The sequence below is a fragment of the Blastococcus sp. SYSU D00813 genome, assembly GCF_054050735.1.
The window spans coordinates 19,617-46,416 of record NZ_JBJGZX010000021.1 but is presented as its reverse complement, the minus strand read 5'-3'; the positions used below and the strand labels follow the sequence as shown (position 1 = coordinate 46,416).

The following is a 26,800-nucleotide window of genomic DNA, read 5'->3' as shown; positions in this document are numbered from 1 at the left end:
TCGGCGCATGCGGACCATCGGCCTGCTCGGCGGCATGAGCTGGGAGAGCAGCGCGCTCTACTACCGACTGCTCAACGAGGCGGTGCGCGATCGTCTCGGCGGGCTGCACTCGGCCCGCTGCGTGCTGCTGTCGGTCGACTTCGCGGAGATCGAGCGCCTGCAGGTCGCCGGGGACTGGGACCGGGCCGGGGAGCTGCTGGCCGCCGACGCCCGCAGCGTGCAGGCCGCGGGCGCCGACCTCGTCCTGCTGTGCACCAACACGATGCACCAGGTCGCCGGGGCGCTCACCGCGGTCCTCGACGTGCCGCTGCTGCACATCGGCGACGTCACCGCCGACGCCGTCCGGGCCGCGGGCGTCACCCGGGTCGGCCTGCTGGGCACGGCGTTCACCATGGAGCGGCCGTTCCTGCGGGAGCGGCTGGCCGGGCACGGCCTCGAGGTCGTCGTGCCGGAGGCCGCCGACCGCGCGCTGGTGCACCGGGTGATCTACGAGGAGCTGTGCCTGGGGGTGGTCCGGGACGGGTCCCGGGAGGCGGTGCGCGGCGTCGTGGCGCGGCTGGCCGCCGCAGGCGCCACGGGCGTCGTCCTGGGCTGCACCGAGCTCGAGCTGCTGCTGGGCGCCGGCGACGTCGACCTGCCGCTGTTCCCCACCACGCAGCTGCACGTGGCCGCCGCCGTGGCCGCCGCCCTGGACTGACCCGGTCGCCGGGCATCCCGGGGTGTCGGGGCCGGTGGCCGGGGTAGCGGACGGGAACGGGTCAGCAACCGCCCGCTGGCCGACCACCGGTCCGCTCGGGGACCGGGACCAGGAGCGCCCCGTGACCGCCACGAACCCCCAGCCCGGTGACACCGGCAACGACGACGCCGGCTCCGGCGTCCCGCGCAGCGGCACCGACCCGGAGGGCGTCGCGAGCGTCAGGCGGGGCCTGCGCCGGGTCCTGCTCGGGTTGGTCGCCCTCGTCGTCGTCGCCGCGATCGCCGTCGGCATCAGCCGGTGCGGCCCCGACGACGGCCCCAGCGGCAACGACCCCTCCGACGGGGCGCCGGCCGTGGTCGGCGTGCTGACCGGCACCTGACCGGCCGCCCGGGGCGTCGTGCGGGGCCGCCTACGATCGTCCGGTGAGCGTGACCCCCATCCGGCTCTACGGCGACCCGGTGCTGCGCACCCCGGCCGCGCCGGTCGTGGACTTCGACGCCGAGCTCCGGCGGCTGGTGGCCGACCTGACCGACACCATGCAGGCCGCCGGCGGCGCCGGCCTGGCCGCGCCGCAGATCGGCGTCGGCCTGCGCGTCTTCACCTGGCGGGTGGACGGGGAGCTCGGCCACCTGGTCAACCCCGACGTGACGCTCGTCGGCGAGGAGCAGCAGGAGGGCCCGGAGGGCTGCCTGTCGCTGCCGGGCTACGCCTACGACTGCCGCCGGCACCTGCACGTGGCGGCCACCGGCTGGAACATGCACGGCGACCCGGTGCGGATCGAGGGCTCGCACCTGCTGGCCCGCGCGGTGCAGCACGAGGTCGACCACCTCGACGGCGTGCTGTTCGTCGACCGGCTCGACCCGGACGCCCGCGCGGCCGCGCTGGCCGCCCTCGCCGAGGCCGAGTGGTCCGGCTGGGGCGCCTACCTGCCGCGGGTGGAGGTGAGCCCCCACTGAGGCTCCTGTTCGCGGGCACCCCGGCGCCCGCCGTCCCCTCGCTGGACCTGCTGCTCGGCTCGGAGCACGAGGTCGTCGCCGTGCTCACCCGCCCGGACGCCCGCTCCGGCCGCGGCCGGTCGCTGCGCCGCTCGCCGGTGGCCGAGCGCGCCGACGCCGCCGGCGTGCCGGTGCTGCAGCCGCGCTCGCCGCGCGAGCCGGAGTTCCTGGCGCAGCTGGCCGACCTCGCCGTCGACTGCGCCCCGGTCGTCGCCTACGGCGCGCTGGTGCCGCAGGCCGCCCTCGACCTGCCGGCCCACGGCTGGGTCAACCTGCACTTCTCGCTGCTGCCGGCCTGGCGCGGCGCCGCCCCGGTGCAGCACGCGGTCATGGCCGGCGACGAGATCACCGGCGCGTCCACCTTCCGCCTCGAGGCCGGGCTGGACACCGGGCCGGTGTTCGGCACGGTCACCGAGGCGATCGGGCCCCGCGACACCGCCGGCGACCTGCTCGGCCGGCTGGCCGTCAGCGGTGCGCAGCTGCTGCTCGCCACCCTCGACGGCATCGCCGCCGGCGCGCTGGAGCCGCAGCCGCAGCCGGCCGAGGGGGTCAGCCTGGCGCCGCGCATCGAGGTCGCCGACGCGCGGGTGGACTGGACGCTGCCGGCGCACGTGGTCGACCGGCGGGTCCGGGGCGTGACCCCCGCGCCGGGGGCGTGGACGACCTGGCGCGGCGACCGCCTGCGGCTGGGCCCGGTGGAGCCGCTGCCGACGTCCCTGGGCCTGGAGCCCGGTGAGCTGTCGGTGGGTCCGACGGGCGTGCTGGTGGGCACCGGCCGCGGCGCCGTCCGGCTGGGCGAGGTGCAGCCCGCGGGCAAGCGGGTGCTGCCTGGGCCGGACTGGGCGCGCGGCGCGCGGCCGGCCGCCGGCGAGCGGGTCGGCGCATGAGCGGTCCGCCGCGGCGCGGAGGGCGGGGACCCTCCGGGGGCCGGCCCGGCGGGCGGCAGGGACGCCGGCCGCGCCCGCAGCTGGACGGCGCCCGGCTGACCGCCTACGACGTGCTGGACGCCGTCACCTCGCGCGAGGCCTACGCCAACCTGCTGCTGCCGCAGCTGCTGCGCGAGCGGGAGCTGGACACCCGGGACGCGGCCTTCACCACCCAGCTGGCCTACGGGGCGCTGCGGGCACAGGGCACTCTGGACGCCGTCCTGGCGACGCTGGTCGACCGGCCGCTGGCCGAGCTCGACCCGCGGGTGCTCGACCTGCTGCGGCTGGGCGCCTACCAGCTGCTGGACCTGCGGGTGCCGGCGCACGCCGCCGTCGCCACCACGGTGGACCTGACCCGCGCCGTCGTCGGCACGGGCGCCTCCGGTCTGGTCAACGCCGTGCTGCGGAAGGTCGCCGGTGGCGGGGACCGCGCGGCCTGGCTGGAGCGGCTCGGTGCCGGGGGCGACCAGCGGCTCGCGCTGGCCACCGACCACCCGCGCTGGGTCGTGGCGGCCTGGCGCGACGCGCTGGGCGGGGACGACGAGCTGGAGCCCGCCCTGCTGGCCGACGACGCGGCGCCCGAGGTGCACCTGGTCGCGCGGCGGGTGGCCCGCGAGGCGCTGGCCGAGGAGTCCGGCGGCGAGCCCGGGCCGTGGTCGCCGTACGCGGTCCGCATGGGCGGCGGGGACCCCGGCCGGCTGCCGTCCGTGCGCGCGGGCGCCGCGGCGGTCCAGGACGAGGGCAGCCAGCTCGCCGCGCTGCTGCTGGCGCGGGCGCCGCTGGAGGGGCCCGACGGGGCCTGGCTGGACATGTGCGCCGGCCCGGGCGGGAAGTCGGGGCTGCTGGCCGCCGTCCGCCCGGCCGGGGTGCGGCTGACCGCCGCCGACCGGGCCCCGCACCGGGCCGAGCTGGTGCGCCGGGCGCTGCGCGGCGAGGACGACGTCGAGGTGCTGGTGGCCGACGGGCGCGAGCCGCCGTGGGCGGCCGGCTCGTTCGACCGGGTGCTGCTGGACGCCCCGTGCACCGGGCTGGGGGCGCTGCGGCGGCGCCCCGAGGTGCGCTGGCGCCGGACGCCGGAGGACGTCGCCCCGCTGGCCGGGCTGCAGCGCGAGCTGCTGGACGGCGCGCTGGCGTCGGTGCGGCCCGGGGGAGTGGTCGCCTACGTGACCTGCTCGCCGCACACCGCGGAGACCGAGGACGTCGTGGGCGGGGTCGCGGCCCGCGACGACGTCGAGGTGCTGCCGGTGGCGCCGCTGTTCCCCGAGGTCCCCCGGATCGAGCGGGGGCGGTACGGGCAGCTGTGGCCGCACCGGCACGGCACCGACGCGATGTTCCTGTCGCTGCTGCGCCGCACCCGCTGACCGGTCGGCCGGCCGACGGCCGACCGCGAGCGGCTACGGTCCCGGCCGTGTCCTGGCTCCCCGACGACTTCGTCCACCCGCTGCGCGCCGACCTCCCGACCGGGCACCACCTGCGGCCCATCCGCGAGGCCGACACCGCGATCGACTTCCCGACCGTCATGGCCGAGCAGCCGCGGCTGTGGGCCGTCTACGGCGAGGCCTGGGGCTGGCCGCCGGCGGACATGACCGAGGAGCAGGACCGCGCCGACCTCGCCCGCCACGAGCGGGAGATCGAGGCCCACGAGAGCTTCAACTACGCCCTGTTCGACGCCGGCGAGACCGAGCTGCTCGGCTGCGTGTACGTCGACCCGCCGGAGAAGGCCGGGGACGCCGACGCCGAGGTCTCCTGGTGGGTCGTCGAGCGGCTGGCCGGCACGGAGGTCGAGGCGGCGCTGGACGCCTTCGTCCCGCGCTGGCTCGCCGGGGAGTGGCCGCTGCGCCGTCCCCGCTTCGTGGGTCGTGACCTCAGCTGGGCGGAGTGGACCGCCCTGCCCGACCGCGACTGACCCGCGGTCGGTGGGGGGGCGGCGGTCAGAAGGGGAAGCGGCGCTTGGTGTGCTGGACGCTCACCCAGTGGTCGGTGGTGAACTCGTCGATCGCCCACTCGCCGCCGAACCGGCCCAGGCCCGACTCCTTCTCGCCGCCGAACGCGGTGTTGTTCTCGTCGTTGAGCGGTGAGTCGTTGACGTGGGTCATCCCCGCCTCGACGCGGAGGGCGAAGCGGACGCCGCGCTCGGTGTCCTCGGTGAAGACGGCGCTGGACAGCCCGTACTCGGTGTCGTTGGCGATGGCGAGCGCGTCGTCCTCGTCGCGGGCCCGGATGATCGTGACGACGGGACCGAACATCTCCTGTCGCGCGCTGGCGACGTCGTTCGTGCCGAGCAGGACGTGCGGCGGCAGCACGGAGCCGATCGGGCCGGTGGGGTCGCCGCCGAGCAGCTGATGCGCGCCGTCCTCGCGGGCGGCGCCGATCTTCTCCTGGATCCCCTCGAGCTGCTTGGCGTTGATGATCGGCCCGATGACGGTGTCGTCCTCCCGCGGATCTCCGGCCTTGAGCGAGCGGGCCCGCTCGACGTAGCGGTCGACGAACTCGTCGTGCACGGCGTCGTCCACCACGATCCGGTTGGTGATCATGCAGACCTGGCCCTGGTGGAAGAACTTGCCGAAGATCGCCGCGTCGACGGCGTAGCCGAGGTCGGCGTCGTCCAGGACGACGAGCGGGCCGTTGCCGCCCAGCTCCAGCGACAGCTTCTTGAGGCCGGCCTTCTCGGCGATGCCCTTGCCGACCGGTGTGGACCCGGTGAACGAGACGACCCGCGGCGTGGGGTGGGAGACGATCGCGTCGCCGATCTCGCTGCCCGACCCGATGACCACCGAGAGCAGCCCCTCGGGCAGCCCCGCCTCCTCGTAGACCTTGGCCAGGAGCAGGCCGCCGGTCACCGGCGTGTCCCCGGCCGGCTTGAGGACGACGGCGTTGCCCAACGCCAGTGCCGGGGCGACGGAGCGGTTGGACAGGTGCATCGGCACGTTCCACGGGCTGATGACGGCGACGACACCCACCGGACGGCGGTAGACGCGGCTCTCCTTGCCCTCGATGTCCGCGGGCAGGATCCGGCCCTCGACGCGGTAGGGGTAGGACGCCGCCTCGTGGAAGTCGCGCACGGTGATCGCGAACTCGAAGGCCGCGGCGGGGGCCGCGGCGCCGCTCTCGCGGACGTGCCAGTCGACGATCTCGTCCCTGCGGGCGTCCATGATCGCCGCGGCCCGGCGCATCACCTCGGCGCGCTCGCCGGGCAGCCGGGCGGCCCAGTCCCGCTGCGCCTCCTTCGCCCTCGCGTAGGCCTGGTCGAGGTCGGCGGCGTCGGCGAGGCGGATCTCGGTCAGCGTCTCGCCGGTGTAGGGGTCGGTGTCGGTCGCCGTCTTCCCCGAGCTCCCGGGCCGCCAGGTGCCGGCGATGGGCATGCGGTCGAATCCGTCGTAGCGGGAGGGGGCGGGGGTCGCAGGAGCCATGGGTCGTGCCCTACCCGGCCGCCCCCGGCGGACACGCCCCGATCCGCGCCCGGCCTCGTCGCGGGTGCCGCGGTGCCGGTCTGGGTGCCGCGCGGCAGATCGGCGGTCGGGTCGGGGACGCGGCAGTGCCGGCCGGGCGCAGGGCACCCACGGCGGACCGGCCTCGGGGACCGGCGCGGCGGACCGGCTCGACCGGTGGGCCGGGTCAGCCGGCGCCGGCGGTGTCCCCGGTCCGCATCGCGGAGGCGTGCGAGCGGGGCGCCGGTCGCGGGCGCGCGGGCGCGGCCGACCACGCCTCGGACCAGCCGCCGGACCCCGTACGCGCAGGTTGGGGAACCGCACGGGATCGCGCCGCCGTGCATCGCCCCGAAGGGGAGCGGGCGGGCCCGCCTAGACTCGGCACCCGTGCCCCGGACGCCGATGATCGCCCCCAGCCTGCTCTCGGCCGACTTCGCCCGCCTCGCCGAGGAGGCGCAGCGCGTGGCCGACGCCGACTGGCTGCACGTCGACGTCATGGACGCCCACTTCGTGCCCAACCTGACCCTGGGCCGGCCGGTGGTCGAGGCGATCCAGCGGGTGAGCCCCGTCCCGCTCGACTGCCACCTGATGATCGAGGCCCCGGAGCGGTGGGCGCCCGGCTACGCCGAGCTCGGCGCCCGCAACGTCACCGTCCACGCCGAGGCCTGCACCGGCGACCCCCGCGACGTCGCCCGCGACCTCCGCGCCGCCGGCGCGCTGGCCGGCCTGGCGGTCAAGCCCGGGACGCCGCTGGAGGACTACGTCGAGGTGCTCCGCGAGTTCGACACCCTGCTGGTCATGACCGTCGAGCCCGGCTTCGGCGGCCAGTCGTTCATCGCCGAGGTCCTGCCCAAGGTCCGCCGGGCCCGCGAGCTGGTCGACACCGGCCACCTGAAGCTGTTCGTCGAGGTCGACGGCGGCATCAACGCCGACACCATCGAGCAGGCCGCCGAGGCCGGCGCCGACGTCTTCGTCGCGGGCTCCGCCGTCTACGGCGCCGACGACCCCGCGCGGGCCATCGCCGCCCTGCGCGCGCAGGCCGCCGCGGCGCTGTCCGGGTGACCGCCCCGACCGGCGCCACCAGCCCCTGGGCCGAGCGCATGGCCATGGCGCGGGCGCTGGCCCTCGGCGAGTCGGTCCTCGGCGCCACCAGCCCGAACCCGCCGGTCGGCGCCGTGGTGCTGGCCGCCGACGGCACGCCGGTGGGGGAGGGCGCGACCGCGCCGCCCGGCGGCCCGCACGCCGAGGTCGCCGCCCTCGCCGAGGCCGGGGAGCGGGCCCGGGGCGGCACCGCCGTCGTCACGCTCGAGCCCTGCGCGCACACCGGGCGCACCGGCCCCTGCGCCGACGCCCTGATCGCCGCCGGCGTCGCCCGCGTCGTGGTCGCCGTCCCCGAGCCGACCGGCCTGGCCGCCGGGGGCGCGCAGCGGCTGCGCGACGCCGGTGTCGAGGTCGAGGTGGGCCTGGAGCGGACGGCGGCCGAGGCCGGCGCGCTGGCCTCCTGGCTGACCGCCGTCCGCGAGCACCGCCCCCACGTGGTGTGGAAGGTCGCCGCCACGCTCGACGGCCGGGTCGCCGCCGCCGACGGCAGCAGCCGCTGGGTCACCGGCGCCGAGGCGCGCGAGGCGGTGCACCGGCTGCGGGCCACCTGTGACGCGGTCGTCGTCGGCTCCGGGACGGCGCTCACCGACGACCCGCAGCTGACCGTCCGCCGTCCCGACGGGAGCGACGCCGCACGGCAGCCGCTGCGCGTCGTCGTCGACCGGCGCGGCCGCCTGCCCGGCGCCGCCCGCGTCCGCGACGACGCGGCCCCGACGCTGGTCAGCGCCGCACCGACCGCCGCGGACCTGCTCGCCGAGCTCTACGCCCGCGACGTCCGCCGGCTCCTGCTGGAGGGCGGGCCGACGCTGGCCGCGGCGTTCCTGCGCGCGGGCCTCGTCGACGAGGTGGTGCTGCACGTCGCACCCAAACTGCTCGGCGCGGGCGCCCCGCTGGTGGGCGACCTGGGAATCACCTCCATCGCCGGCGCGCTGTCCCTGACGGTCACCGACGTCGTGCGGCGGGGCCAGGACGTCGAGATCCGGCTGCGGCCGGACGGGAGGAGCTGACCGTGTTCACCGGCATCGTCGAGGAGGTCGGCACCCTCGAGCGACGCGACGAGCAGGCCGACTCCGCCGTGCTCGCCATCCGCGCCCGCACCGTGCTCGGCGGCGTCTCCCTCGGCGACTCGATCGCCGTCAACGGCGTGTGCCTCACCGTCACCGGCGTCGAGCCGGCCGGGGACGGGTCCGGCGTGTGGAGCACCGACGTCATGGCCGAGACGCTGAGCCGCAGCAGCCTCGGCGCGCTGGGCGCCGGCGACCCGGTGAACCTCGAGCGGGCCGTGACCCCGCAGACCCGGCTGGGCGGGCACCTGGTGCAGGGCCACGTCGACGGCGTCGGCTCCGTGCTGGCCCGCACCCCGGGCGAGCACTGGGAGGTCGTCCGGATCGCCCTGCCGCCGTCGCTGGCTCCGTACGTGGTCGAGAAGGGGTCGGTCGCCGTGGACGGCGTCTCGCTCACCGTGAGCGCCGTCAGCGCGGTGCACGACCCGGAGCCCTGGTTCGAGGTGAGCCTCATCCCCACCACCCTGCGCGAGACGACGCTGGGCACCCGCGCGCCGGGCAGCCCCGTGAACCTGGAGGTCGACGTGGTCGCCAAGTACGTGGAGCGGCTCCTGGAGGCGCGCCGGTGAGCGGGCAGCGCGTGCGGCTGGACAGCGTCGAGGACGCGATCGCCGCGATCGGCGCCGGCCGCGCCGTCGTCGTCGTCGACGACGAGGACCGCGAGAACGAGGGCGACCTGATCTTCGCCGCCGAACTGGCGACGCCGGAGCTGGTCGCGTTCACGGTCCGCCACACCTCGGGCTACGTCTGCGTGGCGGTGACCGAGGCCGACGCCGACCGGCTGGACCTGCCGCCGATGTACCGGGTCAACCAGGACCGCCACGGCACCGCCTACACGGTCACCGTCGACGCCCGCGCCGGCACCGGGACCGGCATCTCGGCCGCCGACCGCGCGCACACCATCCGGCTGCTGGCCGGCGCCGGGACCTCGCCGACCGACCTGACCCGCCCCGGGCACGTGGTGCCGCTGCGCGCCCGCGACGGCGGGGTGCTGCGCCGGCCGGGGCACACCGAGGCCGCCGTCGACCTCGCCGTGCTGGCCGGGCTGCGCCCCGCGGGCGCGCTGTGCGAGGTCGTCAGCGAGCGGGACCCGACCGAGATGGCCCGCAGCGAGGAGCTGCGCGCCTTCGCCGACACCCACGGCCTGCTCATGGTGTCCATCGCCGACCTCATCGCCTACCGCAAGCGCTTCGACAAGCTGGTGGAGCGGGTCGCCGAGGCGGTCGTGCCGCTGCCCGCGGGCACGTTCACCGCGGTGGGCTACCGCAGCTCCTACGACGAGCGCGAGCACGTGGCCTTCGTCGTCGGCGACATCGGCGACGGGCAGGACGTGCTGGTCCGCGTGCACTCCGAGTGCCTCACCGGCGACGTGTTCGGCTCGCTGCGCTGCGACTGCGGCCCGCAGCTGCAGGCCGCGCTGGCCCGCGTGGCCGAGGAGGGGCGCGGCGTCGTCCTCTACATCCGGGGGCACGAGGGCCGGGGCATCGGCCTGCTGCACAAGCTGCAGGCCTACCAGCTGCAGGACGCCGGCGCCGACACCGTCGACGCCAACCTGGGCCTGGGCCTGCCCGCCGACGCCCGCGACTACGGCACCGGGGCGCAGATCCTCGTCGACCTCGGCATCCGCACCATGCGCCTGCTGACCAACAACCCGGCCAAGCGGGCGGGCCTGGAGGGGTACGGGCTGGAGGTCCTCGGCCGCGTCCCGCTGCCCAGCCACGTCACCGCCGAGAACCTGGCCTACCTGCGCACCAAGCGCGACCGGATGGGCCACCTGCTCGACATCCTCGAGCCCGAGACCGAGTCCGGCCCCGACGACGTGCCCGGCACCGTGGTCCCGCTGGCGCAGCGCGAGCAGCGGCTGTGAACGGGCTCGCGCGTCCGCGGACGGGCCGGGCAGCGGGGCCGCGGGCGCGGTCGACGAGCATCAGCGAGGAGGCGGCGTGAGCGGGACGGGCGCCCCCGCGGCGGAGCCGGTCGACGCCGCCGGGCTGTCGCTGGGCGTCGTCGCCACCACCTGGCACGCCGAGATCACCGGCGCGCTGCTGGAGCGCGCGGTCGCGGCGGCGCGCGCCTGCGGGGTCCCGGCGCCGACCGTCGTCCGGGTGCCCGGCGCCGTGGAGCTGCCGGTCGTCGCCCAGGCGCTGGCCGAGCGGCACGACGCCGTCGTGGCGCTGGGCGTGGTCGTCCGGGGCGGGACGCCGCACTTCGAGTACGTCTGCGACGCGGTGACCGCCGGGCTCACCCGGGTCTCGCTGGACGCCGGCCGGCCGGTCGGCAACGGCGTCCTGACCTGCGACACCGAGGAGCAGGCCCGCGACCGCGCGGGGCTGCCCGGCTCGGCCGAGGACAAGGGCTGGGAGGCCGCCGTCGCGGCCCTGGCCACGGCACTGACCCTGCGCGCCCTGCGTGCGCCGCAGCGGACCACCGGGTTCACCGCGGACCCGGCCCCGGGAGGACGAGCGTGAAGACCTTCGACGAACTGTTCGCCGAGCTCTCCGGCAAGGTCGCCGCCGGCGACCCGGCCTCCGGCACGGTGGCGGCGGTGCGCGACGGCGTGCACGCGGCGGGCAAGAAGGTGGTCGAGGAGGCCGCCGAGTCGTGGATGGCCGCCGAGCACGAGGACGAGCAGCGCACCGCCGAGGAGATCAGCCAGCTCCTCTACCGGGTGCAGGTCCTCATGCTGGCGCGGGGGCTGACCCTCGACGACGTCTACGCTCACCTCTGAGTAAGGACCCCGCTGCCCCCCCACGCCTCGCACGCTCGGCGCGGGCCCCTGCAGCGGGGCCATGGGTCCTCATCCGTCGAAGGAGCTCGTCTGTGCTGCGCGTCGCCGTCCCCAACAAGGGAGCCCTGAGCGAACCGGCCGCCGAGATGCTCGCCGAGAGCGGCTACCGGCAGCGGCGCAGCACCAAGGACCTCGCCGTCTACGACCCCGACAGCGACACCGAGTTCTTCTACCTGCGCCCGCGCGACATCGCCGTCTACGTCGCCGCCGGCACCCTCGACGTCGGCATCACCGGCCGCGACATGCTGCTCGAGACCGCGCCGGCCGACGGCGCCGGCTCCTCGGCGATGGAGGTCATGCCGCTGGGCTTCGGCCGCTCCTCGTTCCGCTTCGCCAGCCCCGTCGAGTCGGGCATCGAGAAGCCCGAGCAGCTGGCCGGCAAGCGGATCGCCACCGCCTACCCGGTGCTCCTGCAGCGCTACCTGGACGACAACGGCATCGACGCCGGCGTGGTCAAGCTCGACGGCGCGGTGGAGACCGCCTGCCGGCTGGGCGTGGCCGACGCGGTCTGCGACGTCGTGGAGACCGGGACGACGCTGCGTGCGGCCGGGCTGCACATCATCGGCGAGCCGGTGCTGACCAGCGAGGCGGTGCTGGTGCGCCGCGGCGGCACCGAGGAGAGCCCGGCCATCGAGCAGCTCCGCCGCCGCCTGCGCGGGGTCCTCGTCGCCCGGCAGTACGTGCTGCTGGACTACGACTGCCCCAACCACCTGCTCGAGCAGGCCACCGCGATCACCCCGGGGCTGGAGGGGCCGACGGTCAGCCCGCTGCAGACCGAGGGCTGGTCGGCGGTGCGGGCGATGGTCCGCCAGACCGAGACCAACCGGCTCATGGACGAGCTGTGGGAGCTGGGCGCACGCGCCATCCTCGTCACGAGCATCCACGCCTGCCGGATCTGACGTGCGGCCGCTGCTGGTGCTCGTCGCGCTGGCGGCAGCGCTGGGCACGGCCGCGTGTGCCGACCGCCCGGACGGCGGCGACGCCGGCGCACCTGCACCCGCGCCCCCGGCCTCGGCCGACGGGCTGACGGTCACCGTCGACCGCGGCGACGGCGGCCCGGCCGAGGAGTACACGCTGACCTGCGGCGACCCGGCCGGGGGCACGCTGCCCGACCCGCAGGCCGCCTGTGACCACCTCGCCGGGCTCGAGGACCCGTTCGCGCCGCTGCCGGACGACGTCGCCTGCACCGAGCAGTACGGCGGCCCGCAGACCGCGCGGGTGGTCGGGACCTGGGCGGGCGAGCCGGTCGACCTCGCCTTGTCGCGGACCGACGGCTGCCGCATCGGCCAGTGGGACGCCCTCGGGCCGCTGCTGCCCGGACCGGTCGGCGTCCTCGACTGAGCGGCTCAGGCGGGCTTCGTCGCCCGCCCGTCGAGCCAGAGGGTGTCGGACTCGTCGCGGTGGGCCCCGCTGCCGCCCACGTGCCTGCCGCTGATCGTCGGCCCGTTCTTGATCACGTGGACCAGTGCCATGCCGTGGCCACGGCCGAGGCCGTGCTCCTCGGCCAGCCAGGCCAGCACCGGGCCGGCCTTGGTGGCCGGGCCCTCGAAGCCCCGCTCCCGCGCCTGCTCGACCAGCCGGCGCGGGGTGAGCCCGGTCTTCTCCTCGATCGCGTCGAGGTAGGCCTGGAAGGACATTCGCAGCTCCTGGGGTCCCGGTCCGGCCGCGCGGCCGGACGTCGTCGGCAGGGGAGACGTGCCGGCGGCGCCGGACTCATCGGTGGCCCGTCCGGCGCGGGCGCCCGGACGCGCCGCGAGCCCCCGTCCCGGAGGACGAGGGCTCGCGGCGGGGATGCTCAGCGCGGGCGCGTGGTGCGGTCGACCAGGTCGATCGCGGTGGACAGGCCCAGGGCCATCGCCCGGCCGCTGGTGGAGCCGGTCGCCATCAGCCCGGCGATCGCGGGGCCCAGCGGCCGCTCGCCGACCAGGCCCTGCAGGACGGCCGCGTACTCGCCGCTGACCCGGCCGGCCGCGGCGTGCCGCAGCAGCGCCCGGGACAGCTCGGTCGTGCGGCCGGCGGCCAGCGCGTAGACGCCGGCGGCGAACCGGTCGGCCGCGGGGTGCCCGAGCAGGACCAGCCCGGCCATGGTGCCCGCCATGACGTCGTCCCCGGCGGGCGTGAGGCCCGGGCCCAGCCCGATCAGCCGGGTGGCCGTGCGGAGCGCGGCGTCCAGGTCGGCGCGGCGGACGGCGCCGCGCAGCGCGGCCAGCGGGCCACCGGGGCCCCCGGGCAGCCCGGGGAGGTTGAAGGCGCTGTGCGGGCCCTCGCCGTAGAGCGCGGTGCGCAGCTGGCGGACGCCCTCGGGCAGCAGCGCCGGCCGCAGGCTGGGCAGCTTGGGCCGCGGGTCCCACCACGCCGCGGCGCTCACCGCGAGGTCGCCGACGACGATGCGGCCGCCGCCGACCTCGGCCGGCGCCCCGGCGGGCAGGGCGACGAGCGGGCGGCCGTTGCTCGGCCGGAAGAGGACGCAGCCCAGCGGCAGGCGCGCCGCGTCGCTGGTGAGGACGCCGACGACGTCCGAGCCGCGGTCGGTGGCCACCTGGAGGTAGACGGCGGCGGGCATGCTGGCGAGCACCCGCGCGGGCCGCACCGGCCCGCGCAGCAGCTCTGCCACGCCCGTGCTTGCGGAGGCCGGCACCGCGCTCGCGGCCCGGGAGACCGCGGCGGTCCGCGCGGTGGCCTGGGCCGACTCGCGGGGCAGCGGGATGGTCGGCACGCCCGCGCGGGCGGCGTGCCCGCGACCCGGAGCGGCCGGCGTGGTGTGGTCGATCGTGTGCATCGGAGGCCCTTCCCCGTTGGAGCGGCGGGAGCTCCCCCTGACCGGCGCTCCCGCCCGGCGCCGTCCTGCCCAGCGGGGGGCCGGGGCACCGGGGGAGCGGTGGCCACCTACCATCCAGCGAGCGGGGTGGTTCCGGGCTTCGAACCTATTCGGCGCGTCGCGGGCCGAAATATGGCGGATGTCGCCAAGAATGGCCCCGGGCGGACGGGGACTCCTGACAGAATGACGCCATCCATGGAGCGCCCATACGGACGCTGCATGAGCGAACGGCCACGAAGAGTCATGACGCGCAGGGGAGGAGCACGCCCGGTGACGACACGATTCCGGTGCGTCAGGGCGGTCGAGGGTCCTACCCGCGGCCCTCACCACTCAAACACGGCGGTCCCGGGGACCCCGCGGGGGGCCCGGTGACCGACGTCCGCCCCCAGCACGCCAGCTGGCAGGAGCGCTCCGGGCTCACCCTCGAGGAGGCGCTCGGGCTCCCCGGCCTCACCGGCACCGAGATCGTCGCCGGGAGCGGCGGCAGCCAGCGGCTCGTGCGGCACATGGTGGTCGACGACCCGGCCGACCCGCTGTCGGTCGCCGGTCCCGACGTCCTCGTGGTGCTCGGCGCCCGGCTGCCCCCGGCCGACGCGGCCAACTGCCGGGCGCTGGTCGAGCGCCTGGTCTCCATGGGGACGGCGGGCCTGGCCTTCCGGCGCACCGAGGGGCCGGCGCCGGTGCCACCGGAGGTGCTGGCCGAGGCCGACCGGCGCGACTTCCCGGTGCTGGCGGTGCCCGCCGACGTCCGCATGGACGAGGTCGTCTCCGAGGTCCTCGGCGCCGTGGTGGCCAAGCAGGGCGAGGCGCTGGCGCTGTCCCTGCGGATGCACGACCAGTTCATCGACGTCGCGCTCAGCGGCGGCGGGCTGGCCGAGGTGACCGACCAGCTGGCCAACTACCTCGAGGGGGCCGCGGTCCTGGGGCTGGGTCCCGACCGCGAGATCGTCACCAGCGCCGGGCCGCCCGAGGACGTCACCGAGATCAGCGACTGGCTCTGGCTGCTCGACGCCGCCGCCGACGACCTCATGGCCGAGATGGCGCCCGCGCGGCGGATCTCGGGGCAGCGCGCCGTGCAGGCCGTGGTCACCCCGGCCGAGGTGCTCGCCGACGCCGACCTCTCCCCGGCCGACGGCATCCTGCTCGTCCCCGGGCACCACCAGCTGCCCGGCGGTGTCGGGGAGTACGCCGTCGCGCCGATCGTGGCCGGCGAGCAGCGGCAGGGGTGGCTCGTCGCCGTCCACCGCACCGGCCCGCTGCTGTGGGGAGCCGGCGGCGTGCTCGAGCGGGCCGCGGTCGTCGCCGCGCTGTCGGTGATCCGGCAGCAGGCGGTGCACTCGGTCGAGCTGCGCTTCCAGGGCGACCTGGTGCGCCGGCTGGTCGCCGGGTCCCTGCGGCACACCGAGCGGGTGCTCGCCCAGACGCGGTCGTTCGGCTGGCGGCTGGACGGGCCGGTCGTCGTCCTGGTGACGGCGACCGAGACCGCCGCCGACCCGACGGCCGACCCCACCCGCGCGCTGGACGTCCTCGACCGGCTGGCCGACGGCTGGCGCTCGGCGCTGGAGGGCGAGGTCGCCGGCGCCGCCGTGGCGGGGCTCTCCACGGAGATCGTCACCGTGCTGCCGCTGGACGGGCGCAGCCCGGAGGAGATCAGCTCGCTGGTCGCCGCCGTCACCTCGCGCGTGAACGCCCGCGTGCGCCGGGTCGGCCGGGTGCTGGCCACCGGCATCGGCCGGCCCGCCGGGTCGCTGTCGGCGCTCGGCGAGGCCTACCAGCAGGCGCAGCGGGCGCTGGGCGTGGGCCAGGAGATCCACGGCCCCTCGGCGGTCACGCACTTCGACCAGCTCGGCGTCTTCCGGCTGCTGTCGCTGATCCCCGACAGCACCGAGCTGCGCAGCTACGTCGACGAGGTGCTCGGCGCGCTGGCCGACGCGACCGACCCCGACTCCGCCGACCTGCGCGAGACCCTGCGGGTGCTGCTGGAGACCAACCTCAACGTCGCCGAGTCCGCCCGCCGGCTGCACTTCCACTACAACACGATGCGCTACCGGATCGGGAAGCTGGAGCGGCTGCTCGGGCCCTTCACCACCGACCCGACGCTGCGGCTGAACCTGCTGCTGGCGCTGCACGCGGCGCGCATGCGGGGGCTGGACCAGCCGCACCGCCCGCCGGTGGACGCCGGTCTGCTTCCGCCGGACGACGGGCTCGACGCCCTCATCTGAGCCGGGGCGACTCGATGACGGAGGCCGTCGACGCCCTCGTGGCGCGCATGGAGGACCTGCTCGCCCCCATGGAGGCGTCCGGGGACCCGGCGCGGCACTTCCTCGGCACCTACCTGCGCACCACGCGGGCGGTCGGCGCGGCCATCGACGCCGGCCTGTTCGAGGACCCGGCGTGGGTGAGCGACTGGGACGTCGACTTCGCCGAGCTGTACCTCGACGCGCTGGAGGCGTACCGGCACGACCCGGCGGCCGCGCCCGGGCCCTGGCGCGAGGCCCTCGGGACCGGCGCCGCCGCCCGGCCGGAAGCGCACGTGCTGCTCGGGATGAACGCCCACATCAACTTCGACCTGCCGCAGTCGCTGGTGCGCGTCATCCCGGCCGCGGACTTCGCCGACCCGGTCGTGCGGGCCCGCCGCGAGCGCGACCACGAGCGCATCGACGCCGTCCTGGCCGGCCGGGTCGCCGCCGAGGACCTCGCGCTGCAGGCCGCGGGCAGCCGCCGCACGGTGCTCGACCGCCTGGCCGTCGGGGTCAACCGCGCGTCGGCACGGGTGCTGCTGCGCGAGTCCCGGCGCAAGGTGTGGGCCAACGCCACCGCCCTGCACGAGGCCCGGCTGCGCGGGCCGGAGGCGCTGGCGGCGCGGGTCACCGAGCTCGAGGCGCTCAGCGAGGCCCGGGTGGCCGACCTCCGCCGTCCGGGTCCGGTGCTGCTGCGGCTGGCGGTCACCGGCTTCGGCGTCAGCCTGACGCCGGGCTGAGCGCCGACGGGCCGGGCCTCAGTCGCGGAAGACCTCGATCGAGGCGCCCATCTCCACCAGGCGCTCGTAGAGGTGCTCGTAACCGCGGGCGATGATGTCGACGTTGCGCAGCACCGAGGTGCCCTTGGCCGCGAGCATGCCCAGCAGCAGGCAGACGGCCGGCCGCAGCGCCGGCGGGCACACCACCTCCGCGGCTCGCCAGCGGGTGGGGCCGCTGACCAGCACGCGGTGCGGGTCCATCAGCCGGACGTCGGCGCCCAGGCGGGTGAGGTCGGACAGGTGGATCGCCCGGTTGTCGTAGACCCAGTCGTGGATCATCGTCGAGCCCTCGGCGGCCGCCGCGATCACCGCGAAGAACGGCAGGTGGTCGATGTTGAGGCCCGGGAACGGCATCGGGTGGATCTTGTCGATCGGCGCCCGCAGGTCCGAGGGGTGAATCGTGATGTCGGCCAGCCGGGTGTGGCCGTTGGCCGCCCGGTACTCCGGCGAGAGCGTGTAGCGCAGCCCCATCTCGGCGAGGACGGCGAGCTCGATCTCGAGGAACTCGACCGGCGCGCGGCACACGGTCAGCTCCGAGCGGGTGACGATCCCGGCCGTCAGCAGGCTCATCGCCTCGACCGGGTCCTCGCTGATCGTGTAGTCGACGTCGGCGTCGAGCACCGGCCGCCCGCGCACGACGAGCGTCGTCGTCCCCAGGCCCTCGATCTGCACGCCGAGCAGCTGCAGGTACAGGACCAGGTCCTGGACCATGTAGTTGGAGCTGGCGTTGCGGATCGTCGTGGTGCCGTCGGTGCGGGCGGCGGCGAGCAGCGCGTTCTCCGTGACGGTGTCGCCGCGCTCGGTGAGCACGATGGTGCGGTCGGCGCTCGGCGGCGCCTCGACGGTCGCGTGGTACTCGCCGGCGTGCGCCTCGACCGCCAGGCCGAAGCGGCGCAGCGCGATCATGTGCGGCTCGACCGTGCGGGTGCCGAGGTCGCAGCCGCCGGCGTAGGGCAGCCGGAAGGTCTCGGCCCGGTGCAGCAGCGGCCCGAGGAACATGATGATGCTGCGGGTCCGGCGGGCGGCGTCGGCGTCGATGCCGTCGAGATCGAGCTCATCGGGGACGACGAGGGCGAGGTCGCGGCCGGCGGCGTCCCACTCGGCGGAGACGCCGATGGAGCGCAGGACGTCGAGGATCCGCTCCACCTCGACGATGCGCGCGACGTTGCGCAACGTGGTGCGGCCGCGGTTGAGCAGCGCGGCGCAGAGCAGGGCGACGGCGGCGTTCTTCGACGACTTCACGGTGACGCGGCCCTGCAGCGGGGTGCCGCCGGTGACCCGCAGGTGCGTCGGCCCGGCCGGGCCGAGGGTGATGAGCTCGCTGTCCAGCGCCTCGGACAGACGGGTCAGCAGCTCCAGCGTCAGGTTCTGCCCGCCCTGCTCGATGCGGGCGACGGCGCTCTGGCTGGTGCCCAGCCGCTCGGCGAGCTGGGCCTGGGTGAGGCCGCGGTGGCGGCGGGCGTCGCGCACGAGGGTGCCCACGCGCCGCATGGCGGTGGACTCGGGAGCGGGCGACCCGTCGCCGGGGTCGGGCGCGGAGCTGGGGTCGAGGGGGGCCTCGGTGAGCGTCACGCCGGGCACGCTATCTCTTATGTGAGATGGGCCTGCGGCGGCACGCCGGTGTCCCGGACGGACCGGTCCGGCCAGACTGGCGGGGTGGACGTTCTCGTGACCGGGGCCTCGAGACGGCTCGGCCCCTCGCTCGTGCAGGCGCTGCGACGCGACGGCGGGCGGCTGCGACTGATGTCCCGGTCGGGGGCGGGCCCCGACGGCGTGCGGGGCGACCTGGCCGGCGGCGACGGGCTGCGCGAGGCCCTGGCCGGGGCGGAGCTGGTGGTGCACGCGGCCAGCGACCCGCGCGACGCCTGGACCGTCGACGTGGCCGGCACCCGCCGGCTGGTGCAGGCGGTGGACCGGGACCGGCTGCGGCACCTGGTGTACGTGTCGATCGTCGGCGTCGACCGGATCCCGTGGAGCTACTACCGGGCCAAGTACGCGGCCGAGCAGGTGCTGCTCGCCTCCGGGCTGCCGGTGACGCTGGTGCGGGTCACCCAGTACCACGGCTTCGTCGACGAGCTGCTGGCCAGCGCCCGCAAGGGGCCGGTGCTGCCGGTGCCGATGGGCTGGCGCGTCCAGCCGGTCGACGTCGCCGACGCGGGGGAGTACCTGGCCCGGGTGGCCCGGCAGGCACCGAGCGGGGACGTCGTGGAGTACGGCGGTCCGGAGGAGCTGGCCGTCGCCGACCTGGCGCGGGCCTGGGCCGCCGCCCGCGAGCCGGGGACGCACGTGGTGTCCACGCCGGTCCCGGGCCGGCTGAGCACGGCGTTCCGCGACGGCGCGGCGCTGCCCACCGACGGCGAGCGGGGACGGCGCACCTACGCCGCCCACCTGCGCGGATGACCGGGCACGCCGTGTCCGGAAACCGCCGGAGGGACGGCGCGGCCGCCACCTAGTGTGCAGGGCGTGCAGAGCCCCGCGGCGCCGGCCGCCCGTGCCCTCCTGGTGCCCGCCGCGGTCGTGGTGACCGTCCTGGCCTGGGCGTCGGCGTTCGTCGGCATCCGCGCGGTCGGCGAGGACCTCTCGCCCGGCGCGCTGGCCCTGGGCCGGCTGCTGGTGGGCACCGCGGTGCTCGGCGTCCTCGCCCTCGGGCGCGGCTGGGTGGCGCCGACCCGCCGCGAGTGGGGGCTGCTCGCCGTCTGCGGGGTCGGCTGGTTCGCCGTCTACAACGTCGCGCTCAACGCCGCCGAGCAGCATCTCGACGCCGGGACGACGTCCCTGCTGGCCAACGTGGGGCCGATCCTCATCGCCGTCCTCGCCGGGGTCTGGCTGGGCGAGGGCTTCCCGCGGTGGCTGCTGGCCGGGATCGCGATCGCCTTCGCCGGCGTGCTGCTCATCGGGCTGTCGACCAGCGGCGGGGACGCCGACGTGGTCGGGGTGGTCTTCTGCCTGGTCGCCGCGGTCGGGTACGCGATCGGCGTGGTGGCGCAGAAGGTGGTGCTGCGCCGGCTGCCGGCGCTGCAGGTGACCCTCACGGCGTGCGCGATCGGCGCGGTCTGCTGCCTGCCGTGGGCGGGGGTGCTGGCCGGCGAGGTGACCGAGGCGCCGCTGTCGTCGGTGCTCGGCATGGTCTACCTGGGGGCGGTGCCCACCGCGATCGCCTTCAGCACCTGGGCCTACGCGCTGGCCCGCACCGACGCCGGCCGGCTCGGCGTGACGACCTACCTCGTGCCGCCGCTGGTCATCCTGTTCGCCTGGCTCCTGCTCGACGAGGTGCCGCCGGTGCTGGCCGTCGTCGGCGGGGTGGTGTGCCTGGCCGGGGTCGCGGTCTCCCGCCGCCGCGACCGGCGGTCTCCCGCGGTGGTGCCGCAGGAGGCCGCCGTCAGCGGGTGACGCCCGCTCAGCCCTCGCGGCCGGAGGGGACGACGAGCACCGGCCGGTGGGCGCAGTGCAGGACCTCGCGGGCGACGCTGCCCAGCAGCAGCTCGCGCCCGGTCGAGTTGCCGCGGCTGCCGACGGCCAGCACGCCCGCGCCGCGCTCGGCGGCGAACTGGGCCAGCGCCGCGGCCGTGGCCCGCTCGCTGCCCGGCCGGCCGTGCCGCGGGACGGTGATCAGCTCGGCCCCCTCGGGTGCGGTCGGGCCGGGGCCCTCGCCGGGCTCCTCGACGGCGATCAGCAGCCGCTCGCGGCCCGGGAACAAGCGGGAGGCGGTCTCCGCGGCCAGGGAGGCCCCGGCCGAGCCGTCGCTGCCGACCACGACCGGGCCCGACGCGGCCGCCGTCCACTCGGCGGATGTCAGCGGGTGGGGCACGACGAGCACCGGCACGGGGCTGACGTGCACGACCAGCTCGGACACGCTGCCCATCACGGCCTTGAGGCCGGTCAGGCCGCGGGAGCCGACGACGACGAGGTCGGCGCCGTGCTCCTCGGCGGTGCGCGCGAACTGGTAGCCGTCACCCCCGAACGCGCGCAGCACCATCGGCCCGGCGTCCCAGCCGGCCGCGCGGGCCAGCGCGACGCCGTTGCCCGCGAGCCGCTCGGCCTCGGCGCGGCCCTCCTGCTCCAGCAGCTCGCCGAGCTGCTCGAGGCCGGTGGCCCGGCCGGCCAACCGCTGGCGCAGCGCCGGTGAGGTGAAGGGCGGCTCCCACAGGTGCACGACCGTCGCCGTGGCAGAGGGGGCCAGGCGCGCGGCCGCCTCGATGGCGGCCACCGCGCTCGGCGATCCGTCGTACCCGACCAGCACCCGCAGCGTTCCCGGAGTCGTCATGGCCCCATCCTCGCCGGTCGGCTCGGCGGCCCGCCCGGCGGGCCGGGCCTCAGGAGTCGCGGCGGCGCGGGGTGGCCCAGGGGTCGTCGGGGTCGAAGTCGTCGTCGTCCTCGGTGGCGGCGGGCCGGGGCTCCTCCCGCCCGGCCTCGGCGGCGCGGCGGTCGGCCGCGGCCCGGGCCGCGGCGGCCTCCAGCGCCTCGTCCCGCTCCCGTGCCCGGCGGGCGCGCTCCTCGCGGGCCTGCTCCCGCTCGGCGCGGCGGGTGGTGCGGCCCTCCTCGTCCTCGGCCGGGACGACCTGCAGCGGCCGGTCGCCCAGCCGGAGCAGGGCGACCGCCGTGAATGCGAGCCCGATCGGCAGCGGGTAGGCGGCGGCCCGCTCGGTGCCGCCCTCGCCCAGGTACCCGGTGACGGCGGCGAGGTAGAAGACGGTCGTGGCGGTGCTCACCAGGCCCAGCAGCGCGAGCGTCGTCCCCACCGCCTCCGAGCGGGGCCGCACGGAGTAGGCGAGCCCGACGAGCCCGACCCCGGTCCCCAGCAGGTAGAGGGCGGCGCCGAAGCGGTGCCAGGTGTCGTCGTCGCCGAGGGGGAGCAGCCCGACGACCACCACGCCGGCCGCCGCGACGGCGAGCATGGCCGTGGCCACCTGGGCGCCCCGGCCGAGCAGCAGCGGGCGCAGCAGCACGAGGCCGCCGAGCACCAGCGCCCCCTGGACCACGAACGACACGTTCATCAGCGCCGCGTCGGGGGAGACCGAGGAGCCGAGCAGGCTGATCGTGTCGTCGACGTGGGAGTAGCCCTCGTACGCCGACGCGACGACGGTCTCGACGACGAAGAACTGCAGGGTCAGCAGCCAGAGGAGGGCGCCGAGGCGCAGCCGGACGGGTGTCACGGGGCCCATGGTCCCAGCCGGTCCTGGGAGCCGTCGGGCAGCGCCACCCACGCCCGGACGACGGCGAACTGCCCGGCCGACAGCCACGACGGGTTGCTCCCCGCGGGCATCCGCAGCACCTCCGCGCCGGCGGCGACCGGGTCTGCCAGCAGCTCGCCGCGCGGCACCGGCTCGGCCAGGACGGTCAGGTGGACCGCGACCTCCGGTCCGCCCGGGCCCTCGGCCACGGCCCCGTCGAGCACCCCGACGGCGTGCACCCCGGGCGCGGTCCGGCCGCTGACCCACAGCAGGCAGGGGTCGCCGGGGCGCATCAGGCCCAGCCGGTAGGACCGGCGCACGCAGCGGCTCAGCCGGCGCCGCTCGCCGGCCGCCCAGCCGGGGTCGATCTCCGCGGGGCGCCGCGTGCTCTTGAGCACCCAGCAGGCGACGTCGGTCGGGGAGAGCCGGGGCACCCGCCCAGCCAACCAGCCGGCGCGCGGCGGGGAGGACGATGGCGGTCGTGCCCGCCGCTCCCGCCCCCGGACCCGGGACGGCGACCGGGGCCGGAGGGGAGCGGCTGCCGGAGGGGCACCGCGCCGGGTCCCGCGGCCTGCGCCGGGCCTCACTGGCGACCTTCCTGGCCGGGCTGGCCACCTTCGCGCTGCTCTACGAGCCGCAGGTGCTGCTGCCGGAGCTGACCCGGTCGTTCGGGGTCTCGCCCGGCGCGGCGACGCTGGCGGTCTCGGTGGCGACCGCCGGGCTGGCGGTGGGCCTGCTGGTGCTCGGCCCGGTGTCGGACCGGCGCGGCCGGACGGCGATCCTGCGGACGAGCCTGGCCGCCTCGGTCGTGCTGGCCGCGCTGCTGGCCGTGGTGCCGACGTGGGAGCTCCTGCTCGTCGTCCGGGCCCTGCAGGGCTTCGCGCTGGCGGGGCTGCCCGCGGTGGGCGTGGCCTACCTGCGCGAGGAACTGCACCCCTCGGTGTCCTCGCGGGGCATCGGCCTGTACGTCGGCGGCACGGCCATCGGCGGCCTGTCGGGGCGGGTGCTGGGCGGGTTCCTGGCCGACCTGGGCGGCTGGCGGACGACGATGGGCGGCATCGCAGCGCTGACGGCGGTGTGCGCGGCGGCGGTGTGGGTGCTGCTGCCGCCGTCCCGCCGCTTCCGGCCCGTCCCGCGGACCGGCCCGCTGGCCCGGCAGCTGGCCGCGGCGTTCACCGACCCCGTCCTCGTCGGCCTGTACGCGGTGGCGGCCCTGCTCATGGGCGGGTTCGTCGCCGTCTACAACGCCGCGACGTTCCGGCTGGAGGACCCGCCGTACGCGCTGACCCCCTCGGTCGCCGGGCTGGTGTTCCTCGCCTACCTGCTCGGCTCGGCGAGCTCGCCGGCGGCCGGGGCGCTGGCCGACCGGTGGAGCCCGCGGCTGGTGGTCCCGGTCGCGGTGGGGGTGATGCTCGGCGGGGTGCTGCTCACGCTCGCCGCGCCGCTGGGGCTGTTCGTCGTCGGGCTGTGCGTGCTGACGACGGGGTTCTTCGCGGCGCACGGGGTGGCCAGCTCCTGGGTGGCCACGCGGGCGGCGTACGGGGAGCGGGCCGTGGGACAGGCCGCCTCGCTGTACTCGTTCTGGTACTACGTCGGCTCGTCGGTGGCCGGCACGGGAGCCGGCCGGGCCTGGGCGACGGGCGGGTGGCCGGCCGTCGTGTGGCTGGCGGGCGGGACGAGCGCCGCGGCGCTGGCGCTGACCGTGGTGCTGGGCCGCACCCGGGCGCTCGCCCCGTCCGACCGCTAGTCGGTCGCCGAGTGGATCTGGTCGCCGGCCGGGTCCGCGTCGTCGGAGCCGACGGCCTGCCGCTCCTGCTCGGCGCGGTGCTGCAGCGCGTCGTCGTTGGGGCGGTCGTAGCCGCCGGCGTGCTGCGAGCGGTCGCGGGGCGCCGACTCCTGGGTGTCCATGACGTCGTCGAGCGTCGGCTCGTCCGGGGTGCTCATCGCGGTCCTCCGCTCTCTCTTCGGGTGTGCCGCCAGGGGCCATAGCCCGGCGCCCGCCGCGGTAACCGCGCAGTGCCTGGTCAGCGCTGCTCGAGCGCGGCGGCCGGCAGCCAGGCCTCCATCAGCACCGACCCGGCCGGCCCGGCGACGGTGAAGGCCACCCGGCCGTGCCAGCCCTCGTCGGTCTGCCGCCACTCGACCAGCAGCCCGGGCCACACGCCGGGTGCGCCGGGCGGGTCGTGCACCCAGCAGTGCCGCCCGCGCCCGTCGGCCCGGCGGGTGACCGGGGGAGGGGCGGGCAGGTCGCGGACGTCGGGCGGCGGCGGGGCCGCCGGGGCCGCGGCCGCCGCCGTCTGCGGGAACGGGGCGTCCCAGTCCTCCTCGGCGCGGGGGACGCCGGAGCGGGCGGCGCGCTCCTCCAGGGAGGGTCTCGACCGCCCCCGATGCATCCCGCCGGCCACGGGGAGAGTGTGGCACGGCGGTCGAACACGTGTTCGGTCGACACGCCTCCCGGGCAGCGCGTCCGGGCGCCGGGAGCCGGCTCCGGCAACGGCGTCGCCCGCAGGTGGACGACGGACGCCCCGCCGGCGCCCATGGGGAGGCGGGCACCGGCGGGGCGTCCGGGAGGGGTGCTGTCGACCGTCAGGCGACCGGCGTGATGCGGCCCTCCCCGCCGACGGGGGTGGGTCTCGGCGGGGACGACACCGTCACCGGCGGCAACGGCGACGACGTGGTCTGCGGCGGCGACGGGGACGAGTCCTGGCCGGTGACGACGGAGCCGACGTGCTGTCCGGGGCTTCGGCGACGACCGGCTGGTCGGCGGCCCGGGCGCCGACGTCCTGGAGCAGGGCCGCGGCTCCGGCACCGCCGAGCAGGACGGCGCCGGGTCCTGACCGCTCGCTGACCCCGTCCCCACCACGTCCGGCGTGGGCCCCGGAGACCCCGGGGCCCACGCCGGACGCGCGTCAGGCGGGCTTCGCGGCGCCCTCGGCCAGCGTGCGGGCCACCGCCTGAAGCAGCTCGTGCTGGGGCAGGTCCTCCACCAGCACCGGCAGGGGCAGCGACCAGTTCGGCCGGTCGACGGTCCCCGGCATGTTCGGACGGCGCTCGTCGGCGACGGCGTCCTCCAGCGTGGCCGACAGCAGCAGCGACGGCGCCGTCGCCAGGGCCTCGTGCGCCCTGCGCACCGCCGTCGCGGGCTCGGCGTCCTCCTCGACGCCACGGATCCGGCCGAGCAGCTCGGTGCGGCCGCGCTCGAGCTCCTCGTCGGTGCCCGTGCCGTGCTCGCGCTGCTCGGCGAGGTCGGCACCGGTCCAGAGGCCGGCGACGGTCGGCAGGTCGTGCGTGGTGATCGCGGCCATCGCCTCGACCGGCCACTGCGCGGGCTCGTCGTCCTCGAACCACAGCAGCCGGTAGCTGAGCACGCCGTGCTCGGCCATCGCCTCGCGGACACCCTCCTCGACCGTGCCGAGGTCCTCGCCGACCACCAGCGCCTGCGCGCGGACGCTCTCCAGCGCGACGATGCCGAGCAGGTCCTCGGCCGGGTAGCGCACGTAGGCGCCGTCGGCGGCGCTGCCGTCGGCCGGCACCCACCACAGCCGGAACAGGCCCATCACGTGGTCGATGCGCAGTCCGCCGCCGCCGGCCATCGTGGCCCGGATCGACTCGATGAACGGCTCGTAGTCGGCCAGCCGCAGCCGCCACGGCACGAGGGGCGGGGAGCCCCAGTCCTGGCCCTGGGAGTTGAAGGCGTCCGGTGGCGCGCCGACGCTCACGCCCTGGGCCAGCACGTCCTGCCAGGTCCAGGCGTCGGCGCCGCCGCCGGCCACGCCGATCGGCAGGTCCTGGATCACCGTCATGCCCTCGGCCGCCCGCTCGAACTGCAGCTGCAGGCACCACTGCAGCCAGGCGTGGAAGGCGACGTCGCGCTCGTGCTCGGCGACGAACCGGCCGACCTCCTCGCTGCGGGGGTCGCGCAGGCCCTCGGGCCAGGTGTGCCAGTCGGGGCCGTGCTCGTCGGCGATCGCGCACCAGGTGGCCCAGTCCTGCAGCTTCTGCCCCTGGTGCCACCACCAGTCGGGGAAGGCCGGGTCGTCGCGGCCGGTCGCGTCGAAGACCCGGCGCAGGACGGCGCGCTTGCGGGCCCAGACGGCGTCGCGGTCGACGAGGTCGCCGTCGGACAGCGCGCGGCCGGCGTCCTCCTCGAGATCGACGGCGGAGGCGCCGGGCACCTCGGTCACGCGCAGGAAGACCGGGTTGCGGAAGCGGCGGGTGGCCGGCAGGTAGGGGCTGGCCTCCTGCTCGGGGGTGGGGGCGACCGCGTGCAGCGGGTTGATGAGCACGAAGCCGGCGCCCTGCGCGGCGGCCATCTCGCGGATCGCCCGCAGGTCGGCCAGGTCGCCGATGCCCCAGCTGTCGCGGCTGCGGACGGCGTACAGCTGCACGGCCCAGCCCCAGGTGCGCTCGGGCAGCCAGCACCGGCCCGGGGTGACGATCAGCCGCCTCCGGTGCCCGCCGGGCGCCTGCAGCCAGTGGTAGCCGAGCGGGAAGTCCTCGTCGAGCTCGCCGTCGACGTGCCGGGTGGAGCCGTCCTCCAGGGTGACCTCGGCCTGGTCCACCTCGAGGACGTCGCCGGGGCGGGCCACGATCGGCGCACGCTCCTCCAGGTCGTCCGGCGGGGTGCCGATCACCTCCCGCAGCCGGTCGATGGTGGCCTGGGCGACCTCGTGCTCCTCGTCGAGGGCGTCGAGCCAGCTGGCGTCGATGCCCCACTCGTCCGTCGTCGCGGTGCGTGTCACCCCCCGATCCTCACCGCGACCCGGGCCCGGCGCAGTGCAAGCGGCGCGTGG

The 26,800-nt window shown here is 76.9% G+C and carries 29 protein-coding genes; 19 read left to right on the top strand and 10 right to left on the bottom strand.

The window, feature by feature from the left end; all coding sequences use genetic code 11:
- Positions 1-7 precede the first annotated feature (7 nt).
- From ACI8AX_RS15145 to ACI8AX_RS15120, 6 genes are all read left to right on the top strand, one after another.
- On the top strand, positions 8-697 hold the full coding sequence (locus ACI8AX_RS15145; RefSeq protein WP_456550661.1) for an aspartate/glutamate racemase family protein: 690 nt from the start codon (positions 8-10) through the stop codon (positions 695-697).
- Positions 698-818: 121 nt separating this feature from the next.
- Positions 819-1,076 (top strand): hypothetical protein, encoded by a 258-nt coding sequence (locus ACI8AX_RS15140; RefSeq protein ID WP_456550660.1) that lies wholly within the window; start codon positions 819-821, stop codon positions 1,074-1,076.
- A 43-nt stretch (positions 1,077-1,119) separates the two neighbouring features.
- Positions 1,120-1,653, top strand: a complete 534-nt coding sequence (gene def, locus ACI8AX_RS15135; protein WP_456550659.1) for a peptide deformylase — start codon at positions 1,120-1,122, stop codon at positions 1,651-1,653.
- Entirely contained in the window at positions 1,602-2,579 is a 978-nt protein-coding gene (fmt, locus tag ACI8AX_RS15130) for a methionyl-tRNA formyltransferase (RefSeq protein WP_456550658.1), read from the top strand. The genes def and fmt overlap by 52 nt, the downstream gene beginning before the upstream one ends.
- Complete coding sequence (locus ACI8AX_RS15125; protein ID WP_456550657.1) at positions 2,576-3,979, top strand: RsmB/NOP family class I SAM-dependent RNA methyltransferase; 1,404 nt, start codon at positions 2,576-2,578, stop codon at positions 3,977-3,979. The genes fmt and ACI8AX_RS15125 overlap by 4 nt, the downstream gene beginning before the upstream one ends.
- A gap of 47 nt (positions 3,980-4,026) precedes the next feature.
- Positions 4,027-4,524, top strand: coding sequence for a GNAT family N-acetyltransferase (locus tag ACI8AX_RS15120; protein WP_456550656.1), 498 nt, complete (start codon positions 4,027-4,029; stop codon positions 4,522-4,524).
- A gap of 25 nt (positions 4,525-4,549) precedes the next feature.
- Here ACI8AX_RS15120 and ACI8AX_RS15115 read toward each other — a convergent pair whose 3' ends face one another.
- On the bottom strand, positions 4,550-6,028 hold the full coding sequence (locus tag ACI8AX_RS15115) for an aldehyde dehydrogenase family protein (RefSeq protein WP_456550655.1): 1,479 nt from the start codon (positions 6,026-6,028) through the stop codon (positions 4,550-4,552).
- A gap of 405 nt (positions 6,029-6,433) precedes the next feature.
- Here ACI8AX_RS15115 and rpe point away from each other — a divergent pair, with 405 nt between their 5' ends.
- The 8 genes from rpe to ACI8AX_RS15075 all read left to right on the top strand — a co-directional run bounded on the left by rpe (position 6,434) and on the right by ACI8AX_RS15075 (position 12,340).
- The gene (gene rpe, locus ACI8AX_RS15110) at positions 6,434-7,108 is read left to right on the top strand and encodes a ribulose-phosphate 3-epimerase (RefSeq protein ID WP_456550654.1); all 675 of its coding nucleotides are present in this window, start codon (positions 6,434-6,436) and stop codon (positions 7,106-7,108) included.
- Entirely contained in the window at positions 7,105-8,154 is a 1,050-nt protein-coding gene (ribD, locus tag ACI8AX_RS15105) for a bifunctional diaminohydroxyphosphoribosylaminopyrimidine deaminase/5-amino-6-(5-phosphoribosylamino)uracil reductase RibD (protein WP_456550653.1), read from the top strand. Before rpe ends, ribD begins: the two co-directional genes overlap by 4 nt.
- A 2-nt stretch (positions 8,155-8,156) precedes the next feature.
- Complete coding sequence (locus tag ACI8AX_RS15100) at positions 8,157-8,780, top strand: riboflavin synthase (RefSeq protein WP_456550652.1); 624 nt, start codon at positions 8,157-8,159, stop codon at positions 8,778-8,780.
- A complete protein-coding gene (locus tag ACI8AX_RS15095; RefSeq protein WP_456550651.1) occupies positions 8,777-10,078 on the top strand; it encodes a bifunctional 3,4-dihydroxy-2-butanone-4-phosphate synthase/GTP cyclohydrolase II in 1,302 nt (433 codons plus the stop codon). The genes ACI8AX_RS15100 and ACI8AX_RS15095 overlap by 4 nt, the downstream gene beginning before the upstream one ends.
- A gap of 76 nt (positions 10,079-10,154) precedes the next feature.
- Positions 10,155-10,679 (top strand): 6,7-dimethyl-8-ribityllumazine synthase, encoded by a 525-nt coding sequence (ribH, locus tag ACI8AX_RS15090; protein ID WP_456550650.1) that lies wholly within the window; start codon positions 10,155-10,157, stop codon positions 10,677-10,679.
- A complete protein-coding gene (locus ACI8AX_RS15085) occupies positions 10,676-10,939 on the top strand; it encodes a phosphoribosyl-ATP diphosphatase (RefSeq protein WP_456550649.1) in 264 nt (87 codons plus the stop codon). Before ribH ends, ACI8AX_RS15085 begins: the two co-directional genes overlap by 4 nt.
- 92 nt (positions 10,940-11,031) lie before the next feature.
- Entirely contained in the window at positions 11,032-11,898 is an 867-nt protein-coding gene (gene hisG / locus ACI8AX_RS15080) for an ATP phosphoribosyltransferase (protein ID WP_456550648.1), read from the top strand.
- Between the two features lies 1 nt (position 11,899).
- Positions 11,900-12,340: an SSI family serine proteinase inhibitor gene (locus ACI8AX_RS15075; protein WP_456550647.1), complete on the top strand. Its 441-nt coding sequence runs from the start codon at positions 11,900-11,902 to the stop codon at positions 12,338-12,340.
- A gap of 5 nt (positions 12,341-12,345) precedes the next feature.
- On the opposite strand, the gene ACI8AX_RS15070 is transcribed toward ACI8AX_RS15075, so the two are convergent.
- Complete coding sequence (locus ACI8AX_RS15070) at positions 12,346-12,636, bottom strand: DUF4287 domain-containing protein (protein WP_456550646.1); 291 nt, start codon at positions 12,634-12,636, stop codon at positions 12,346-12,348.
- A 158-nt stretch (positions 12,637-12,794) separates the two neighbouring features.
- Positions 12,795-13,778, bottom strand: a complete 984-nt coding sequence (locus ACI8AX_RS15065; RefSeq protein ID WP_456550645.1) for a DUF2877 domain-containing protein — start codon at positions 13,776-13,778, stop codon at positions 12,795-12,797.
- A gap of 407 nt (positions 13,779-14,185) precedes the next feature.
- On the opposite strand from ACI8AX_RS15065, the gene ACI8AX_RS15060 reads away from it, so the two are divergent.
- Positions 14,186-16,039 (top strand): PucR family transcriptional regulator, encoded by a 1,854-nt coding sequence (locus tag ACI8AX_RS15060; RefSeq protein WP_456550644.1) that lies wholly within the window; start codon positions 14,186-14,188, stop codon positions 16,037-16,039.
- Between the two features lie 14 nt (positions 16,040-16,053).
- Positions 16,054-16,797, top strand: coding sequence for a DUF5995 family protein (locus ACI8AX_RS15055; RefSeq protein ID WP_456550643.1), 744 nt, complete (start codon positions 16,054-16,056; stop codon positions 16,795-16,797).
- Between the two features lie 18 nt (positions 16,798-16,815).
- On the opposite strand, the gene ACI8AX_RS15050 is transcribed toward ACI8AX_RS15055, so the two are convergent.
- A complete protein-coding gene (locus ACI8AX_RS15050) occupies positions 16,816-18,408 on the bottom strand; it encodes a helix-turn-helix domain-containing protein (RefSeq protein WP_456550642.1) in 1,593 nt (530 codons plus the stop codon).
- A gap of 84 nt (positions 18,409-18,492) precedes the next feature.
- Between ACI8AX_RS15050 and ACI8AX_RS15045 the strand changes: the two genes are divergently transcribed.
- Together ACI8AX_RS15045 and ACI8AX_RS15040 are read left to right on the top strand one after the other, a co-directional pair.
- A complete protein-coding gene (locus tag ACI8AX_RS15045) occupies positions 18,493-19,236 on the top strand; it encodes an SDR family oxidoreductase (protein ID WP_456550641.1) in 744 nt (247 codons plus the stop codon).
- A gap of 63 nt (positions 19,237-19,299) precedes the next feature.
- Positions 19,300-20,226 carry a DMT family transporter gene (locus tag ACI8AX_RS15040; protein ID WP_456550640.1) on the top strand — a complete coding sequence of 309 codons (927 nt, stop codon included), beginning with the start codon at positions 19,300-19,302 and terminating at the stop codon, positions 20,224-20,226.
- 7 nt (positions 20,227-20,233) lie between these two features.
- On the opposite strand, the gene ACI8AX_RS15035 is transcribed toward ACI8AX_RS15040, so the two are convergent.
- Genes ACI8AX_RS15035 through ACI8AX_RS15025 form a run of 3 tightly spaced genes read right to left on the bottom strand, consistent with a single transcriptional unit; the run spans position 20,234 to position 22,441 of the window.
- Entirely contained in the window at positions 20,234-21,100 is an 867-nt protein-coding gene (locus ACI8AX_RS15035) for a universal stress protein (protein WP_456550639.1), read from the bottom strand.
- A 49-nt stretch (positions 21,101-21,149) separates the two neighbouring features.
- On the bottom strand, positions 21,150-21,998 hold the full coding sequence (locus tag ACI8AX_RS15030) for a DUF998 domain-containing protein (protein WP_456550638.1): 849 nt from the start codon (positions 21,996-21,998) through the stop codon (positions 21,150-21,152).
- On the bottom strand, positions 21,986-22,441 hold the full coding sequence (locus ACI8AX_RS15025; RefSeq protein WP_456550637.1) for a hypothetical protein: 456 nt from the start codon (positions 22,439-22,441) through the stop codon (positions 21,986-21,988). Before ACI8AX_RS15025 ends, ACI8AX_RS15030 begins: the two co-directional genes overlap by 13 nt.
- A 47-nt stretch (positions 22,442-22,488) precedes the next feature.
- On the opposite strand from ACI8AX_RS15025, the gene ACI8AX_RS15020 reads away from it, so the two are divergent.
- Positions 22,489-23,754 carry an MFS transporter gene (locus tag ACI8AX_RS15020; protein ID WP_456550636.1) on the top strand — a complete coding sequence of 422 codons (1,266 nt, stop codon included), beginning with the start codon at positions 22,489-22,491 and terminating at the stop codon, positions 23,752-23,754.
- Here the strand turns inward: ACI8AX_RS15020 and ACI8AX_RS15015 are convergent.
- The 3 genes from ACI8AX_RS15015 to malQ all read right to left on the bottom strand — a co-directional run bounded on the left by ACI8AX_RS15015 (position 23,751) and on the right by malQ (position 26,569).
- Entirely contained in the window at positions 23,751-23,951 is a 201-nt protein-coding gene (locus ACI8AX_RS15015; protein ID WP_456550635.1) for a hypothetical protein, read from the bottom strand. The two genes, ACI8AX_RS15020 and ACI8AX_RS15015, sit on opposite strands and share 4 nt — an antisense overlap.
- An 80-nt stretch (positions 23,952-24,031) precedes the next feature.
- Positions 24,032-24,412 carry a hypothetical protein gene (locus ACI8AX_RS15010; RefSeq protein WP_456550634.1) on the bottom strand — a complete coding sequence of 127 codons (381 nt, stop codon included), beginning with the start codon at positions 24,410-24,412 and terminating at the stop codon, positions 24,032-24,034.
- Between the two features lie 504 nt (positions 24,413-24,916).
- Positions 24,917-26,569 carry a 4-alpha-glucanotransferase gene (gene malQ / locus ACI8AX_RS15005; RefSeq protein WP_456550689.1) on the bottom strand — a complete coding sequence of 551 codons (1,653 nt, stop codon included), beginning with the start codon at positions 26,567-26,569 and terminating at the stop codon, positions 24,917-24,919.
- Positions 26,570-26,800: the final 231 nt, after the last annotated feature.